At 39.3% G+C, this 16,459-nt stretch carries 17 protein-coding genes; 16 read left to right on the top strand and 1 reads right to left on the bottom strand.

Annotated features, from left to right (window positions below):
* Window positions 1-143 precede the first annotated feature (143 nt).
* From ndk to HMPREF0693_RS04675, 10 genes are all read left to right on the top strand, one after another.
* Window positions 144-569, top strand: coding sequence for a nucleoside-diphosphate kinase (ndk, locus tag HMPREF0693_RS04720; protein ID WP_004243827.1), 426 nt, complete (start codon window positions 144-146; stop codon window positions 567-569).
* A gap of 141 nt (window positions 570-710) precedes the next feature.
* A complete protein-coding gene (gene rlmN, locus HMPREF0693_RS04715) occupies window positions 711-1,892 on the top strand; it encodes a dual-specificity RNA methyltransferase RlmN (protein ID WP_004243825.1) in 1,182 nt (393 codons plus the stop codon).
* An 85-nt stretch (window positions 1,893-1,977) separates the two neighbouring features.
* Window positions 1,978-2,412, top strand: coding sequence for a hypothetical protein (locus HMPREF0693_RS04710; RefSeq protein WP_004243824.1), 435 nt, complete (start codon window positions 1,978-1,980; stop codon window positions 2,410-2,412).
* A gap of 72 nt (window positions 2,413-2,484) precedes the next feature.
* Window positions 2,485-3,447: a cytoskeleton protein RodZ gene (gene rodZ, locus HMPREF0693_RS04705; protein ID WP_004243822.1), complete on the top strand. Its 963-nt coding sequence runs from the start codon at window positions 2,485-2,487 to the stop codon at window positions 3,445-3,447.
* 47 nt (window positions 3,448-3,494) lie between these two features.
* Window positions 3,495-4,616, top strand: coding sequence for a flavodoxin-dependent (E)-4-hydroxy-3-methylbut-2-enyl-diphosphate synthase (gene ispG / locus HMPREF0693_RS04700; protein ID WP_004243820.1), 1,122 nt, complete (start codon window positions 3,495-3,497; stop codon window positions 4,614-4,616).
* Window positions 4,617-4,738: 122 nt separating this feature from the next.
* On the top strand, window positions 4,739-6,022 hold the full coding sequence (gene hisS / locus HMPREF0693_RS04695) for a histidine--tRNA ligase (RefSeq protein WP_004243819.1): 1,284 nt from the start codon (window positions 4,739-4,741) through the stop codon (window positions 6,020-6,022).
* Between the two features lie 10 nt (window positions 6,023-6,032).
* Window positions 6,033-6,653 (top strand): YfgM family protein, encoded by a 621-nt coding sequence (locus tag HMPREF0693_RS04690; protein WP_004243818.1) that lies wholly within the window; start codon window positions 6,033-6,035, stop codon window positions 6,651-6,653.
* 14 nt (window positions 6,654-6,667) lie between these two features.
* Window positions 6,668-7,840, top strand: a complete 1,173-nt coding sequence (gene bamB, locus HMPREF0693_RS04685; protein ID WP_004243816.1) for an outer membrane protein assembly factor BamB — start codon at window positions 6,668-6,670, stop codon at window positions 7,838-7,840.
* 119 nt (window positions 7,841-7,959) lie between these two features.
* Entirely contained in the window at window positions 7,960-9,450 is a 1,491-nt protein-coding gene (der, locus tag HMPREF0693_RS04680; protein ID WP_004248431.1) for a ribosome biogenesis GTPase Der, read from the top strand.
* A 191-nt stretch (window positions 9,451-9,641) separates the two neighbouring features.
* The gene (locus tag HMPREF0693_RS04675; protein WP_004243814.1) at window positions 9,642-10,010 is read left to right on the top strand and encodes a hypothetical protein; all 369 of its coding nucleotides are present in this window, start codon (window positions 9,642-9,644) and stop codon (window positions 10,008-10,010) included.
* A 79-nt stretch (window positions 10,011-10,089) separates the two neighbouring features.
* On the opposite strand, the gene hemF is transcribed toward HMPREF0693_RS04675, so the two are convergent.
* Window positions 10,090-10,998 carry an oxygen-dependent coproporphyrinogen oxidase gene (hemF, locus tag HMPREF0693_RS04670; protein ID WP_004243812.1) on the bottom strand — a complete coding sequence of 303 codons (909 nt, stop codon included), beginning with the start codon at window positions 10,996-10,998 and terminating at the stop codon, window positions 10,090-10,092.
* Between the two features lie 133 nt (window positions 10,999-11,131).
* Here hemF and HMPREF0693_RS04665 point away from each other — a divergent pair, with 133 nt between their 5' ends.
* The 6 genes from HMPREF0693_RS04665 to cysW all read left to right on the top strand — a co-directional run bounded on the left by HMPREF0693_RS04665 (window position 11,132) and on the right by cysW (window position 16,457).
* Entirely contained in the window at window positions 11,132-11,569 is a 438-nt protein-coding gene (locus HMPREF0693_RS04665; protein WP_004243811.1) for a GNAT family acetyltransferase, read from the top strand.
* A 294-nt stretch (window positions 11,570-11,863) separates the two neighbouring features.
* Window positions 11,864-12,454 (top strand): RpoE-regulated lipoprotein, encoded by a 591-nt coding sequence (locus tag HMPREF0693_RS04660; RefSeq protein ID WP_004243808.1) that lies wholly within the window; start codon window positions 11,864-11,866, stop codon window positions 12,452-12,454.
* A 148-nt stretch (window positions 12,455-12,602) separates the two neighbouring features.
* On the top strand, window positions 12,603-13,499 hold the full coding sequence (locus HMPREF0693_RS04655; protein WP_004243807.1) for a Dyp-type peroxidase: 897 nt from the start codon (window positions 12,603-12,605) through the stop codon (window positions 13,497-13,499).
* Between the two features lie 251 nt (window positions 13,500-13,750).
* Window positions 13,751-14,782, top strand: a complete 1,032-nt coding sequence (cysP, locus tag HMPREF0693_RS04650) for a thiosulfate ABC transporter substrate-binding protein CysP (RefSeq protein ID WP_004243806.1) — start codon at window positions 13,751-13,753, stop codon at window positions 14,780-14,782.
* Entirely contained in the window at window positions 14,782-15,615 is an 834-nt protein-coding gene (gene cysT / locus HMPREF0693_RS04645) for a sulfate/thiosulfate ABC transporter permease CysT (protein WP_004243805.1), read from the top strand. The genes cysP and cysT overlap by 1 nt, the downstream gene beginning before the upstream one ends.
* Complete coding sequence (gene cysW / locus HMPREF0693_RS04640) at window positions 15,615-16,457, top strand: sulfate/thiosulfate ABC transporter permease CysW (protein WP_004243804.1); 843 nt, start codon at window positions 15,615-15,617, stop codon at window positions 16,455-16,457. The genes cysT and cysW overlap by 1 nt, the downstream gene beginning before the upstream one ends.
* Window positions 16,458-16,459: the final 2 nt, after the last annotated feature.

Below are 16,459 nucleotides of genomic sequence, written 5' to 3'. Positions count from 1 at the left end.
ATTTCATCTGTGCAATTTATTGTTATCCCCCTATAATCAATCCCTTATTTTTGCAGGGGATACGGTTTTGAGCTGTTTTTCCATGATCTGCGATAAAAACAGGCAACATAAGTTGTTATTAATACAATATTTTGAGGTAATACATGGCTATTCAGCGCACTTTTTCTATTATCAAACCAAACGCAGTGAAAAAAAATGTTATTGGTGCAATCTATAACCGCTTTGAAAGTGCGGGTTTCAGCATCGTAGCAGCCAAAATGTTGCATTTAACTCGTGAACAAGCAGAAGGTTTTTATGAAGAGCATAAAGGCCGTCCTTTCTTTGATGGTTTAGTTGAGTTTATGACTTCTGGCCCTATCATGGTACAAGTATTAGAAGGCGAAAATGCTATCCAACGTCATCGTGACTTAATGGGTGCAACTAATCCTGATAACGCTTTAGCGGGTACTTTACGTGCTGATTACGCGGATAGCTTTACAGAAAATGCAGTGCATGGTTCAGATTCAGAAGCTTCAGCTGCGCGTGAAATTGCTTATTTCTTTACTGAAAACGAAATTTGCCCACGCTAATTTATTAGCATCTGTATACGAAAAAATGTACAATGCGACGCCCTGTTAATCTTTAATGGGGCGTCTTTTTATTAATTAATAAGTATCCCGTTAATAGATTTTATTAACGTAGGCCGCATAGTGTAACAACGAGGCAATGTCATGACCCAATCTACCACTCCAGCGCCAAGCGCTTCTGTCGCTGTTTCTAAAGAAAATACTGTGAATCAAAAAACAAAAATCAATCTGTTAGATTTAAATCGTAAACAGATGCGTGAGCTTTTTGTCTCTATGGGCGAAAAGCCTTTCCGCGCTGATCAAATCATGAAATGGATATACCATTATTGCTATGATGATTTTGATCAGATGACAGATATCAATAAAGTGCTGCGTGCGAAGTTAAAAGAGATTGCCGAAATCAAGGCACCTGAGGTGTCTGAAGAACAACGCTCTGCGGATGGCACTATTAAGTGGGCGATTAAAGTAGGCTCTCAACAAGTTGAAACAGTCTATATTCCTGAAGATGATCGTGCGACGTTATGTGTTTCGTCACAAGTGGGTTGCGCGTTAGAGTGTAAATTCTGTTCAACGGCACAACAAGGTTTTAACCGTAACCTTAAAGTTTCTGAAATTATTGGCCAAGTGTGGCGTGCTGCTAAAATTATTGGTGCTTTAAAAGAGACAGGCCGTCGTCCAATCACTAATGTTGTTATGATGGGAATGGGTGAACCATTACTTAACCTTAACAATGTTATTCCTGCTCTTGAAATTATGATGGATGACTTTGGCTTTGGTTTATCTAAACGTCGAGTCACCGTGTCTACATCCGGTGTCGTACCTGCATTAGATAAATTAGCTGATGCGGTTGATGTTGCTTTAGCGATTTCATTGCATGCACCAACAGATGATATTCGTGATGAAATTGTTCCTATTAACAAGAAATATAATATTGAAATGTTTCTTGATGGCGTGCGTCGTTATATTGCTAAATCTAATGCAAACCAAGGTCGAGTTACTGTTGAGTATGTCATGCTTGATCATATTAATGACAGCACTGAACAAGCACATCAATTAGCAGAGTGCTTAAAAGATACACCTTGTAAAATCAACTTAATTCCATGGAACCCGTTCCCAGGCGCACCTTATGGACGCAGTTCTAATAGTCGCATTGATCGTTTCTCTAAAGTGTTAATGGAATATGGTTTCACCACTATTGTACGTAAAACTCGTGGTGATGATATTGACGCTGCCTGTGGTCAACTTGCTGGTGATGTGATTGACCGAACTAAGCGTACTCTGAAAAAACGTCTGCAAGGTGAACCAATTTCAGTAAAAGCAGTCTGATAGAGGTGGATAACTCTCGCTTTGTGCTGTGGTTTTAAAACAAAGTAGAGAGTTGCAAGAATGAATTAATTTAAGGAAGATAACGATGATAAGGATGTCATCAAAGGTTGTTGCTATCTGCTTGGTGTTATTGACAATAGGCTGCCAATCAACAGCAAATAAAAAACATGTTGCAGTGCCTCTTCGTCTTCAATTAGGGGAAGCTTATCTGGCTGAGCAACAATATCAGATAGCCCAATATCATTTTCAAAAAGTGCTGTCAGTGATGCCTGAGCATCCTGAAGCAAATTTAGGAATGGCATTAACATCCCAGTTATTGGGAAATCCTATTCAGGCGCTAGATTATTACAAATTAGCGATGAAGTCGAAGCCAGTAAATGTTAATGTATTAAGGTTTTATGGTAATTTCCTTTGTGAACAAAATTTATTAAACAACAATAATGTGTTAATTGAGGATATACCGTCAGATTATTTGGTTTGTCAGCATGCTGAATACCAAAAATCACCAAATTCGCGATGAGGACGTTAAAAACTGTATTTTCTCGTGTTCATCAATGTTAAACATCCAATAGCCACAGTGCCTAGATTGCTAATGAATACTGAAAACAAAACCGAAGAAGTGAAATTAACAGCGGGTCAACTTTTACGTCAGGCACGTGAAAAAGCGGGGCTAACTCAGCAGACTGTTGCTGATCGACTTTGTTTGAAGTTAACAACAGTATGTGAAATTGAAGCTGATACTATCTCTTCTGGTATTGCACCGACATTTTTACGTGGTTATATGCGCTCTTATGCAAAACTTGTCGGTGTTCCTGAAAGCGCAATTCTAGGTCTAATTGATCAACAAGCCCCAATAAAACAAGTCAAAGTAACAACAACACAAAATTACTCATTGGGTAAGCGCCATAAAAAGCGTGAAGGCTGGTTGATGAAATTGACTTGGGTTATTGTAATAGCAATGATAGCTTTAGTCGGTTTATGGTGGTGGCAGGGTCATCAAGCCGATCAACAAGAATTAGTCTCTATGGCTTCGCAAGACATAGGACAAAATAGTCCGCAAGAAAACACCAATACGATAGAATCTCCTTTATCAACCTTAGATAATAATAGCCCATCATCTGAGGGTGAAAATGTACAAGTGCCTGCTTCTCCATTAGTAGATAATCAGGCTAATAAGGTTGCCGAGCCATCAGTAACAGATGCCACACCTGAGGCAGAAGTTAAAACAGTTCCATTACCGGTGTCACCATTAACCACATCAACGACTTCTCGTGCTGATTCTGCTGAAGGCAATTCAACACCCGCACCAATTGTGGAAAATCAACTGGTCTTGATGTTTGATGGTGAATGCTGGTTAGAAATTCGTAATGCTCAAAATAAAGTTTTATTTAATGGTATTAAGAAAGCCGGTGACCGTTTGGAATTTAATGGTGAGCAACCTTATAAACTAAAAATAGGCGCACCTTCTGTTACTCGTTTACAGTTTAATGGTGAAGCTGTTGACTTAAGCCGTTTTACTGGAAAAATAGCAAAAATAACAGTACCGAGCGCTTAATCTGACTATACATTTGAGCAAGCATGGAAGCATGGGAGAATTAATCAATGCATAAAGAATCACCTATTATTCGTCGTAAATCGACGCGAATTTATGTTGGTAATGTACCTATTGGCGATGGGGCTCCTATCGCGGTACAGTCGATGACGAACACACGAACAACAGACGTTGAAGCGACTGTAAACCAGATTAAGTCTCTGGAACGTGTTGGGGTGGATATTGTACGTGTTTCTGTACCAACTATGGATGCGGCTGAAGCATTCAAACTAATTAAGCAACAAGTGAAAGTACCTTTGGTCGCTGATATTCATTTTGATTATCGTATTGCACTTAAAGTTGCTGAATATGGTGTCGATTGTTTACGTATTAATCCTGGTAATATTGGTAATGAAGAGCGTATTCGTCAAGTTGTCGATTGTGCCCGGGATCGCAATATTCCCATTCGTATTGGTGTGAATGGGGGGTCACTAGAGAAAGATATTCAAGAAAAGTATGGTGAGCCAACCCCCGAAGCGCTAGTTGAATCGGCTATGCGCCACGTTGATATCTTAGATAAATTGAACTTCGATCAGTTTAAAGTCAGTGTAAAAGCTTCTGACGTTTTCCTTGCTGTTGATTCTTATCGTTTATTAGCGAAAAAAATTGATCAGCCTTTACATTTAGGGATCACAGAAGCTGGTGGTGCAAGAGCTGGATCAGTGAAATCAGCTATTGGCCTTGGGATCCTTCTATCAGAAGGTATCGGTGATACTTTACGTATCTCTTTAGCCGCAGATCCGGTTGAAGAAGTAAAAGTTGGCTTTGATATCTTAAAATCATTACGTATTCGCTCTCGTGGTATCAATTTTATTGCTTGCCCAACATGCTCTCGTCAAGAGTTTGATGTTATTGGTACAGTTAATGAATTAGAACAACGTCTTGAAGATATCATTACACCAATGGATGTTTCTATTATTGGCTGTGTGGTTAATGGTCCTGGTGAAGCCGAAGTTTCTACACTAGGTGTAACCGGAGCTAAAACGCGCAGTGGTTTTTATGAAGACGGTGTAAGACAGAAAGAGCGTCTTGATAATAGTAATATGATTGATTTATTAGAGGCGAAAATCCGTACAAAAGCGGCAATGCTTGACGGCAACCTCCGAATTAATATAAATCAATTGGATAAATAATACGCAATTAACAGGCTCATTAACTAATGAGCCTGTATTACTTTTGATTTCACATTGAATACTGATTGTTTTCGCTTCTATAATCAGTTTATTGATCAATTAATAACTATTAGAGAAAAAAAGTGGCACAAAAAATCCAAGCCATTCGTGGTATGAATGACTACCTACCTGCTGATACGCGGGTATGGCAGAAAATCGAAAATACGCTAAAACAAATTTTAGCCGGTTATGGTTTTAGTGAAATTAGAACACCTATCGTAGAGCATACCCCTCTATTTCAGCGAGCAATTGGTGAAGTGACCGATGTTGTTGAAAAAGAAATGTATACTTTTACCGATCGAGGTGAAGACGCACAAAGCTTAACCTTACGTCCTGAAAATACCGCAGGTTGTGTCCGCGCAGGAATTGAACATGGTTTACTTTATAACCAAGAGCAACGCTTATGGTATTTAGGGCCAATGTTCCGTTATGAACGCCCTCAAAAAGGTCGTTATCGCCAATTTCACCAATTAGGTGCAGAAGTATTTGGCCTACAAGGGCCTGATATTGATGCTGAACTGATTATGTTAACGGCACGCTGGTGGAAGGCGTTAGGTATTGCAGAGCACGTGACTTTAGAACTGAACTCTATTGGTTCACTCGAAGCGCGGGCAAAATACCGTGAAGCATTAGTCGCATTTTTAGAGCAACACGTTGATCAATTAGATGAAGATTGCAAACGTCGTATGTATTCTAACCCATTACGTGTTTTAGACTCTAAAAATCCTGAAATTCAGACTTTATTGAATGATGCGCCTGAACTTTTCGATTATCTTGATGACGAATCAAGAGAACACTTTGATGGTTTATGTGCATTACTTGATGCTGTAGGTATTACTTATCGTGTTAATCAGCGTTTAGTCCGAGGCTTAGATTATTATAACCGTACTGTTTTTGAATGGGTAACCAGTGCATTAGGTTCACAAGGAACGGTATGTGCGGGTGGTCGCTATGATGGATTAGTGAAACAATTAGGTGGACACCCAACGCCTGCGGTCGGTTTTGCCATGGGGATGGAGCGCATGATCTTATTAGTTCAAGCGGTTAATCCTGAGTTTGTTGCTGATACTCATGTCGCTGATGTTTACCTTGCGTCTTTTGGTGATAATAGCCAAAGTGCAGCATTAATGCTGGCAGAAGAAATCCGTGATCAATTACCTACATTGCGCTTAATGACCAATCACGGTAAAGGCAATTTTAAAAAGCAATTAGGACGTGCTGATAAACATGGTGCTAAAATCGCGTTAATTTTAGGTGAAGATGAAATTAACGCTGGCACAGTAGCCGTGAAAGATTTACGTTCAGGTGAACAGACCATTGTATCGCGTAGCGAACTGGCCCAACAATTGACGCTGTTATTAGGTTAAGGAGAGACTTGTGGAAGTTTATAGCACCGAAAACGAACAAGTTGATGCAATTAAACAGTTTTTAAAAAATTATGGTTTAACGATCATTCTCGCTATTGTCATTGGCGTGGGTGGAATTTGGGGTTGGAAATATTGGCAATCACATCAAGCCAACCGTCTACAAGAAAGTGCGGGTGAATTTGCAACAATAAATGAAGCATTAACGAAACCAACGCCTGAAAATATCGCATTAGCCGAAAAATTTGTTTCTGAAACTAACGATATTTATGGTGCTTTAGCCTCTTTAGAGTTAGCTCAATTAGCGATTGATGCCAACGATTTAGCCAAAGGTGAAACTCACCTGACTAAAGCAATATCTATGGTAAAGAATGAAGCATTTGCAGATATGCTTAACCTTCGCTTAGCACGTGTGCAACTGGCATTAGATAAAACTGATGCTGCGTTAATTTCATTAGAGCAAGTGAAAAGTAAAGCATGGGATGGAATGAAAAATTATATCCGTGGTGATGTATTAGCGAAAAAAGGCGATAACGCAGGTGCAGCCGCCGCTTATCGTAATGCATTGAATGATGAAAATGCAGGCGCTATTCGCTCATTGGTTGAACTTAAACTCAATAATTTATCCAATTAAAGGGATCTTCAGACATGCAACTGCGTAAAACTCTCCTGATCGGTCTACTAGCATCAGCATTATTAGCTGGGTGTTCTAGTGAGCAGGATAATGTGACAATGTCTCCATTGCCTGAGGTGCAGAGCCAATTTACCCCTTATGTGGTGTGGGACAAATCGGTTGGCAATGGTATTGGAAAATACTATTCCCACTTGTCACCAGCATGGGATGGTTCAGTTGTGTATGTCGCTGATCGCCATGGGGTAGTTAAAGCATTAGAATTAGAAACGGGTAAAGAGATTTGGTCTCAAGATCTCTCAACTAAAAAAGGTTTCTTCTCCTCTAATGAATCAGCATTACTTTCCGGTGGTTTAACCGTCTCTGGTACTCGTGTTTTTGTCGGCACAGAAAAAGCAAAAGTGTATGCTTTAAATACAGATGATGGCTCTATTGATTGGGAAACAGATGTTGCCGGAGAAGCGATTTCCAAACCTGTTGTTAGTGATGGTTTAGTGCTTATTCATACCAGTAACGGTATGTTGCAAGGGCTTGATTTGCTGACAGGTGAAGTATCATGGACGGTCAACTTAGATACACCATCATTATCCGTACGTGGTGAATCAGCACCGGCTGTTGCTTATGGTGCAGCGATTGTGGGCGCTGATAATGGCCGTGTTAGTGCGGTGGTGTTATCTCAAGGGCAATTAGTTTGGCAGCAAAATATTTCACAAGTGAAAGGCTCTACTGAGATCAGCCGCTTAAATGATGTCGATATTACGCCAATTATTGATGAAAATACTGTTTATGCCATGGCTTACAACGGTAATTTAGTCAGTCTAGATATGCGTTCAGGACAGATCATCTGGAAACGTGATTTAGGTTCAGTTAATGACATGGTACTTTTGGGTGACAATCTATACCTTGTTGACCAAAATGACCGAGTTTTAGCTGTGCGCAAATCTGATGGTGTGACATTATGGACACAAGAAGACCTACTGCACCGTAATTTAACCGCCCCGGCTATCGTTGATGGTTATTTAGTGGTGGGAGATGCAGAAGGCTATCTCCATTGGATTGATACCAGTACAGGCAAATTTATTGCTCAAAATAAAGTAAATAGCTCAGGTTTATTAAGCCGTCCACAGGCTGTTCAAGATAAACTGATGATCCAAGCACGTGACGGTAAACTTTATCTATATCGTCGGTAATTAAGCACTGACAAATATAATTATTTTACGGCTCCTTTAAAGGAGCCGTTTCGTCTTTTTAGTATTTACATGTAAAATACCATCAGATTTATGATTGTATTTTTATGAGGCATCAAAAAATGATACCCGTTATTGCCTTAGTAGGGCGCCCTAATGTGGGAAAATCCACATTATTTAACCGACTAACACGCACAAGAGACGCATTAGTTGCGGATTTTCCTGGACTTACCCGTGACCGTAAATATGGTCGTGCAGAATTAGACGGTGAAGAATTTATTATCATTGATACTGGTGGTATTGATGGTGCAGAAGAGGGTGTAGAAACCCATATGGCATCACAATCACTGCAAGCCATTCAAGAAGCCGATATTGTGCTATTTTTAGTCGATGCGCGAGCAGGATTAATGCCAGCCGACCAAGGTATTGCTAAACACTTGCGTGGTGTTGAGAAAAAAACCTATTTAGTGGCGAATAAAACAGATGGTATCGATATTGATACCGCTTTGGCTGATTTCTACTCTTTAGGATTAGGGGAAATATTCCCTATTGCTGCCTCACATGGTCGTGGTGTTTCTCAACTGATTGAGCAAGCGTTGTTACCTATTGTGGGTAAAGTCGTCGAAGAAGAGAAAGAATTAACAGAAGAAGAAGAGAATGCCGCTTATTGGGCTGCTTTAGAAGCAGAGCAGAAAGAGCAAGAAGAAGAGGAAGAAGAGGATGATTTCGATCCGACAACACTTCCTGTTAAATTAGCTATTGTAGGCCGCCCTAATGTAGGTAAATCAACTCTGACTAACCGTATGTTAGGTGAAGAGCGTGTTGTAGTTTACGATATGCCAGGCACTACCCGTGATAGTATTTACATACCGATGGAGCGTGATGGTAAGGAGTATATCCTTATTGATACCGCTGGCGTTCGTAAACGCGGAAAAGTAAAAGAAACGGTAGAAAAATTCTCAGTGATCAAAACATTACAAGCGATTGAAGATTGTAATGTTGCACTACTTGTTATTGATGCTCGTGAGGGGATTTCAGATCAAGATCTCTCTTTATTAGGTTATATTCTTAATTCTGGACGCTCTTTAGTTATTGCTGTCAATAAATGGGATGGTATGACCCAAGAAGATCGCGAACAAGTTAAAGATATGCTTGATCTCAAATTAGGTTTTGTTGATTTTGCCCGCGTTCATTTTATCTCGGCATTACATGGTAGTGGTGTTGGTAATCTGTTTGAGTCGATTCAAGAAGCCTATACTTGCGCGACACGTCGTGTTGGTACATCAATGTTGACGCGCATAATGAAGATGGCAGAGGATGATCACCAACCCCCTCTTATTCGTGGACGCCGTGTAAAAATGAAATATGCCCATGCTGGGGGATATAATCCACCTGTCGTGGTTATTCATGGTAACCAAGTGTCTGATTTACCTGATAGCTATAAACGCTATTTAATGAATTATTTCCGTCGCACACTACAAGTGATGGGAACTCCTATCCGTATTCAATTTAAAGAAGGGGAAAACCCTTATGCGGATAAGAAAAATAAATTAACAGCTTCGCAAATACGTAAACGTAAGCGTTTAATGGCTCATTTAAAGAAATCAAAATAAATTAAATAGCCAGTTAAATGTAGAATAAAAACTGAGTTCGTTTCACCGGACTCAGTTTTTTTATTGATTATTGATGAATTCTTCATACTTTCATAAAAGAAATCGAAACAATTTAAGCAAAAATTAATTATTTTTTTCAAAAAACAGTTAAATTGTAACTGATTACTATTCGTATTAATGAGTTTTTTACTTTGAAAAAAATAACTATGGCTTTTGCTATTTTTTTACTTTCTGGCTGTGCTACGCCAGAAAAATGGCAAGTAAATATGAAAAATCCCACACCTTTAGATATCGCTAAAAATCTATGTATGCAAGAAGCAAAACAACGCTACCCTGAGCATTATTTGAGTTCAACGCCAAATTATAGCTATCCTTCTTCTTCAACGATAACAGTAGATGGTAAAGAAGTTACTATTCCTAATTCAAATTATCATTCCTATTCTCGTTATGATGCCAATGAAGCAGAGCGTAAACAGTATTTTGATATTTGTATGAGAGGAGAGGGGTGGGAAAATAAAAATAAAGTGACTGGATTACTCGCCTTTTTATTTAATGACTAATTAATAAAGCAGTAATTTTTACCAAACTAAAGCCAATTATAATAAATAAATGGCTTTAGTTTTAATGCGTCAGTAACTGCTATACCCACTCTTTGTGAATTAAAAAATCAGTATACAGCTTAGCTTCGGGAGTATTAGGTTCAGGGCGATAATCATATGCAAAGCGCACTAATGGTGGCATTGACATTAAAATGGATTCAGTACGTCCGCCACTTTGTAAACCAAATAGCGTGCCTCTATCCCAAACCAAATTAAACTCGACATAACGGCCACGGCGATAAAGTTGGAATTGGCGTTCACGCTCTCCCCAGGGTATAGATTTGCGTTTTTCGACAATCGGCAAGTAGGCATCCAGATAACCCTGCCCGACATGTTGTACAAATTCAAAACAGTGATCGAAATCAGGAGTATTTAAGTCATCAAAAAATAGACCACCAACACCACGCGGTTCGTTACGATGTTTTAAATAAAAATAGTCATCACACCATTTTTTATATCGAGCATAATAATTTTGGCTAAAGGGATCACACACAGATTTAGCAACTTTATGCCAATGGATAACATCTTCTTCAAATCCATAATAAGGCGTTAAGTCAAAGCCTCCACCAAACCACCATACAGGATCTTCTCCCTCTTTTTCAGCAATAAAAAAACGAACATTTGCATGTGAAGTAGGAATATAGGGATTAAGAGGGTGAATAACTAATGAAACGCCCATTGCTTGAAAACGACGACCGCTTAATTCAGGGCGATGAGCCGTGGCTGATGCAGGTAAGGCATCTCCATAAACATGGGAAAAATTAACACCCGCTTGTTCAAAAATAGCACCTTGGGTGAGCACTCGAGTACGACCACCACCGCCAGCTTCTCTTTGCCAATTATCTTGCTGAAAGGTTGCTTTTTGGTCTATATTTTCAATAGCATGGCAAATACTATCTTGCAACGACAAAAAAAATGATTGCACACGATGAATATCAGGTAAACTCATAATAACCTACAGTTTTTATCATATTTATTAAAAATGGAACGCGATATGACCTATGCTCTCATTTTGAAGTTGATTGATAAAGTAAACAAGGGATAATAAATTTAGTAACTTGTGAAAGATAACAGGCAAAACAATGGAAATACGTGTATTCCGTCAAGATGATTTTGAGGCAATCATTACACTTTGGGAACGTTGCGACTTGATCTCACCAGAAAATGATCCTGAAATTGATATTGAACGAAAGATTAACCACTCCCCCGATCTCTTTTTAATCGCAGAGGTTGCTGGCGAAATAGTCGGTAGTGTAATGGGAGGCTATGATGGTCATCGTGGCTCGCTTTACTATTTGGGCGTTCATCCTGAGTTTCGCGGTAGAGGAATTGCCAATGCACTAATCTCTCGGCTAGAGAAAAAACTCATTGCAAAAGGGTGTCCACAAATTACTTTAATGATCCCCGAAGAGAACGATGCCACTATTTGTATGTTTGAAAAGCTTCTCTATGAAGATCAAAATCAAGAGAATACGGCTTACACTAAACGCCTAATTATCGATCAGGACTTCGATCTTTAATTCTTCGCTAAATCCTCTTTTATTGACTGTTAAGATAATTTTAATCGGTTAATAGAGAGGATTTTCTTTTTTTGTACTTTCTTTCCTATCATGATGTTGCCTCGATAAAAAAGAACTTAACCTTGCTTATTTACTGGATAAAATCTGATATTGTCGATTTAAGGGAACAAACTTGGCTGAGTTATGGTCGTAACTAGTCTGAAGTATTCAGTTATTTTAGTTTAACGCGAGTAAAAACTTGTTGCCTTAGCATCAATTGAATTTATAACGAAAAAGTGAAATGGAGTATTTATAATGCCTAAATTTTGGTTACCCTTGTGCTTAAGCACAAGTGTCTTGCTATTAAGTGGCTGTTCATCCATGGGGGGAATGTCTTTTTCTGCACTTAATCCAATGAATTGGTTCTCAAATGAGACGTTAACGGTTTCTGCAAATGGATTAGGTAATATCACTGCTTCAACGGCAGTGACAGAGCAAGCGATCGAAAAAGAGTTGGGTAGCCGTTTCCATTACCGACAAGGAATGGAAATGCAACAAGGCAATATTATAGTTATTGTGCAAGCACTTGAAGATGAAAAAGTACAAGTGGCTTTTTATGGCAAAGAAAAGGGCACAGTAGATAAAATCACGGTATCTGATCCTAATGCGAAAACAGCGTGGGGAACGACAATAGGTACACCATTTAAAGATATTTATAAAAAAGCATTTGGTATGTGCAGTAACGGGCCGAAAGTCGATAAACAAAAAACCATTCAATGCCAATCAGAACAAGCAAAATCAGTGAGCTATGTTTTTGCTGGGCAATGGGATGGCCCTGATGGTCTAATGCCACCCGATGAAACATTAGCAAATTGGCAGGTAACACAAATTGTTTGGCAAAAATAGGTTATTTTTAAGTGTTATTAATAAAATAATTTTATATTTACCTTTTCTGCTAACAAAAATTTGTTAAATAGCAAAGCCTAAAAATAAATGTTGGATATAATAAACCACATTAATTTATATGTTTTTTATTATTTATTAGGGAAGCAATATGTCTCATGCACAAAGCGGTATTTTAGTCGCACATAGTAAATTCGGTCTATTTATTGAAGCAATGGTGGTGGGGGAAATTGATCAACTACGTCAAGGCTGCCAACAATTTATGCAATCCCTTAGCGAATTACAAAAACAGTATCCTGATGCTTCATTAGGTGCCGTGGTAGCTTTTGGTTCAGATCTTTGGAAAAAATTATCAGATAACAATAGTGCGCCAGAGTTAAAGCCATTTCGTCCATTAGGCAAAGGGTTAGCTCCTGCGACTCAGCGCGATATGCTTATCCATATCCAATCCATGCGTCATGATGTGAATTTCTCATTAGCGCAAGCTGCAATAGCTGCTTTTGGTAACGTGCTCCAAATAGAAGAAGAGATCCACGGTTTCCGCTGGATTGAAGAGCGTGATCTTAGTGGTTTTATTGACGGCTCAGAAAATCCAGTTGGTGACGAGCGCTATGGTGTTGCTTTAATTAATGAAGGTATTGATGCTGGTGGTAGCTATGTTTTGGTTCAACGCTATGAGCATAACCTAAAAAAATGGGCGCGTTTTAGTGAATCAGATCAAGAAAAAATGATTGGTCGTACTAAAAAAGAGAGCATTGAGTTGGATGAATCAGAACGCAATATTACCTCTCATGTATCCCGTGTTGCTATTGAAGAAAATGGTGAAGAGTTAGCGATTTTGCGTCATAGCTTACCTTATGGAACTGCTAGTGGTAAACATGGCCTCTATTTCTTAGCCTACTGTGGCCGTTTATATAATATTGAACAGCAATTACTCAGTATGTTTGGTGAAGTTGATGGTAAATACGATGATTTACTGCGTATGAGTAAACCTGTGACAGGTAGCTACTATTTCGCTCCTTCTTATGAAGTATTAGCCGCTCTGTAAGTCTTAGCGTTACACTACTATTTTGCCACGCCAGTATCATTTACTATGCTGGCGTTTTTATTTTGACGAGGTTGTTTCTCGATATCTCAATGTTGAATTATTTTCAGTTAAATCATTATGATGCTTATTTATTTGGGCAATCTCACTCTTTATCCATTTATAATAGCTATTAGTTATATCAAATAACAAAAGCTAACTACACTGTTATAAATAAAGCCGATAGAGTAACCATTAGAATAAGACTTACGCTGATGGGTACTATAATGAAGAACAAAACAATCCGAACTTTTGCATTACAGGCAACCGTTGCATTGTCTTTGGTTGCGAGTAGTTATGCAAATGCAGCTCAATTACTTAATAGCTCTTACGATATTGCTCGCGAGTTATTTACACAGCTTAATAGTGATTTTAAAACTCAATGGGATGCTCAACATCCTGATGACAAAGTCACTATCAAACAGTCCCATGCTGGCTCTTCTAAACAAGCATTAGCCATATTACAAGGTTTACCTGCGGATGTTGTCACTTATAACCAGGTGACGGATGTACAAATTTTGCATGATAAAGGCAAGCTTATTCCTGCTGATTGGCAACAACGTCTACCTAATAATAGCTCACCTTATTATTCCACAATGGCCTATTTGGTTCGTAAAGGAAATCCTAAAAATATCACTTCTTGGCAAGATTTGACCCGTGAAGATGTCAAAGTGGTTTTCCCTAACCCAAAAACATCAGGTAACGGTCGTTATACCTATTTAGCCGCATGGGGAGCGTTTGAAAAAGCTTATGGAAATGAAGCGCAAACCCGTGATGCTATGACAAAGTTACTTAAAAATGTTGCGGTATTTGATACCGGGGGACGGGGGGCAACGACCTCATTTATTGAACGTGGACTTGGTGATGTTTTAATTAGTTTTGAGTCTGAAGTAAATAATATTCGCCAGCAATATGGTGAAGATGATTATCAAGTTATTGTCCCTCCTGTAGATATTTTAGCGGAGTTTCCTGTGGCATGGATTGATAAAAATGTGCAACGCAATAAAACAGAAACCCTCGCCAAAGCTTACCTAAATTATTTATATAGCCCGAGAGCTCAGGAGATCATCACACAATTTAACTATCGCGTAAATGATAAAGCGGTGATGGCGAAAAAAGCAGATCAATTTCCAGCCACTTCATTATTTACCATTGAAGATGTGTTTGGTGATTGGAACCAAGTGATGAAAACGCATTTTGCTACAGATGGCACGCTAGATAAATTATTATTAGAAGGACGCCAATAATGTTTGCCACAGCCAGCAAGCGAGTATTACCCGGATTTGGGCTTAGTTTAGGTAGTACGCTTTTTTATACTTGTTTGATCTTATTGCTACCTATGAGTGCGCTGGTTGTGCAGTTATCTGAAATGAGTTGGGCACAATATTGGGCGGTGATAACCCACCCTCAAATTGTGGCAGCGTATAAAGTCACTTTGTTGTCAGCCGGTGTTGCAAGTATTTTTAATGCTATTTTTGGCATGTTATTAGCGTGGATCATTACGCGCTATCGTTTCCCCGGCAGAAAGTTTCTTGATGGATTAATGGATTTACCTTTTGCCTTACCTACAGCGGTAGCGGGATTAACCTTAGCAACGTTGTTTTCTACACAAGGATGGTATGGCTTGGTGTTAGATAAGTTTGATATCAAGGTGATCAATACATGGATTGGTATTGCTGTGGCGATGTCTTTTACTAGTTTGCCGTTTGTGGTCAGAACAGTGCAACCTGTTTTAGAAGAGTTAGGCCCTGAATATGAAGAAGCGGCTGAAACATTAGGGGCAAACCGTTGGCAAACGTTCCGTAAAGTTGTGTTACCTGAATTGTCTCCGGCGTTATTAGCCGGTACTGCGCTCTCTTTTACGCGTAGTTTAGGGGAATTTGGTGCTGTTATTTTTATTGCTGGCAATATTGCATGGCAGACCGAAGTGGTTTCTTTGATGATATTTATTCGATTACAGGAGTTTGATTATCCTGCAGCCAGCGCGGTCGCTTCTGTTATTTTATTGGTTTCATTAGTCTTACTGTTTTCAATTAATGGATTACAAAGTCGCTTTGGCAAGCGATTAAGGGGGCACTAATGTCGGATATAGCGCAACAACGCTCTCTTTATCGTCGCCAAATTGATTGGGTAAAATGGGGATTGATCCTTACAGGCGTTGTGTTATCCATTTTATTTTTAGTGGTGCCTATTGCGTGGATCTTTATGACTGCGTTTTCAAAAGGCATAGAAATATTTACCGACAACTTGCTAGATAGCGATATGTTACATGCTGTTTGGCTTACGCTACTTATCGCTTTAATTACTGTACCGATAAATATGTTGTTTGGTATTAGTATGGCGTGGCTTGTTACGCGTTTTCGTTTTCCGGGGCGTCAGTGGTTAATGACGCTGATTGATATCCCATTTGCGGTATCTCCTGTCGTTGCGGGACTGCTCTATCTGCTTTTTTATGGTAGCAATGGTTGGGCAGGGCAGTGGTTGGAACAATTCGATATTCAGTTAATGTTCTCTTGGCCCGGTATGGTATTAGTGACGGTATTTGTCACTTGTCCTTTTGTCGTGAGAGAGCTTGTCCCGGTGATGATGAGCCAAGGAAGCCAAGAGGATGAAGCCGCTGTGTTATTAGGTGCCAGTAGTTGGAAAATGTTTTGGCGAGTGACATTACCTAATATTCGTTGGGCATTGCTCTACGGTGTGGTTTTAACAAATGCACGTGCTATAGGGGAATTTGGTGCCGTCTCTGTTGTCTCGGGGGCTATTCGTGGAGAAACCTATTCACTGCCTTTACAGGTCGAACTTTTGCACCAAGACTACAACACTGTGGGGGCTTTTACGGCAGCAGCATTACTTGCCATGATGGCAATTATTACATTAATGGTTAAAAGTGCGTTGCAATGGCATTTAGAACGTCAGCAATAACG

The sequence above is a fragment of the Proteus mirabilis ATCC 29906 genome (genome assembly GCF_000160755.1).
Classification (GTDB): Bacteria; Pseudomonadota; Gammaproteobacteria; order Enterobacterales; family Enterobacteriaceae; genus Proteus; species Proteus mirabilis.
Note: the sequence above shows the minus strand (reverse complement) of the source record. Positions and strands in the feature narration are given on the sequence as shown.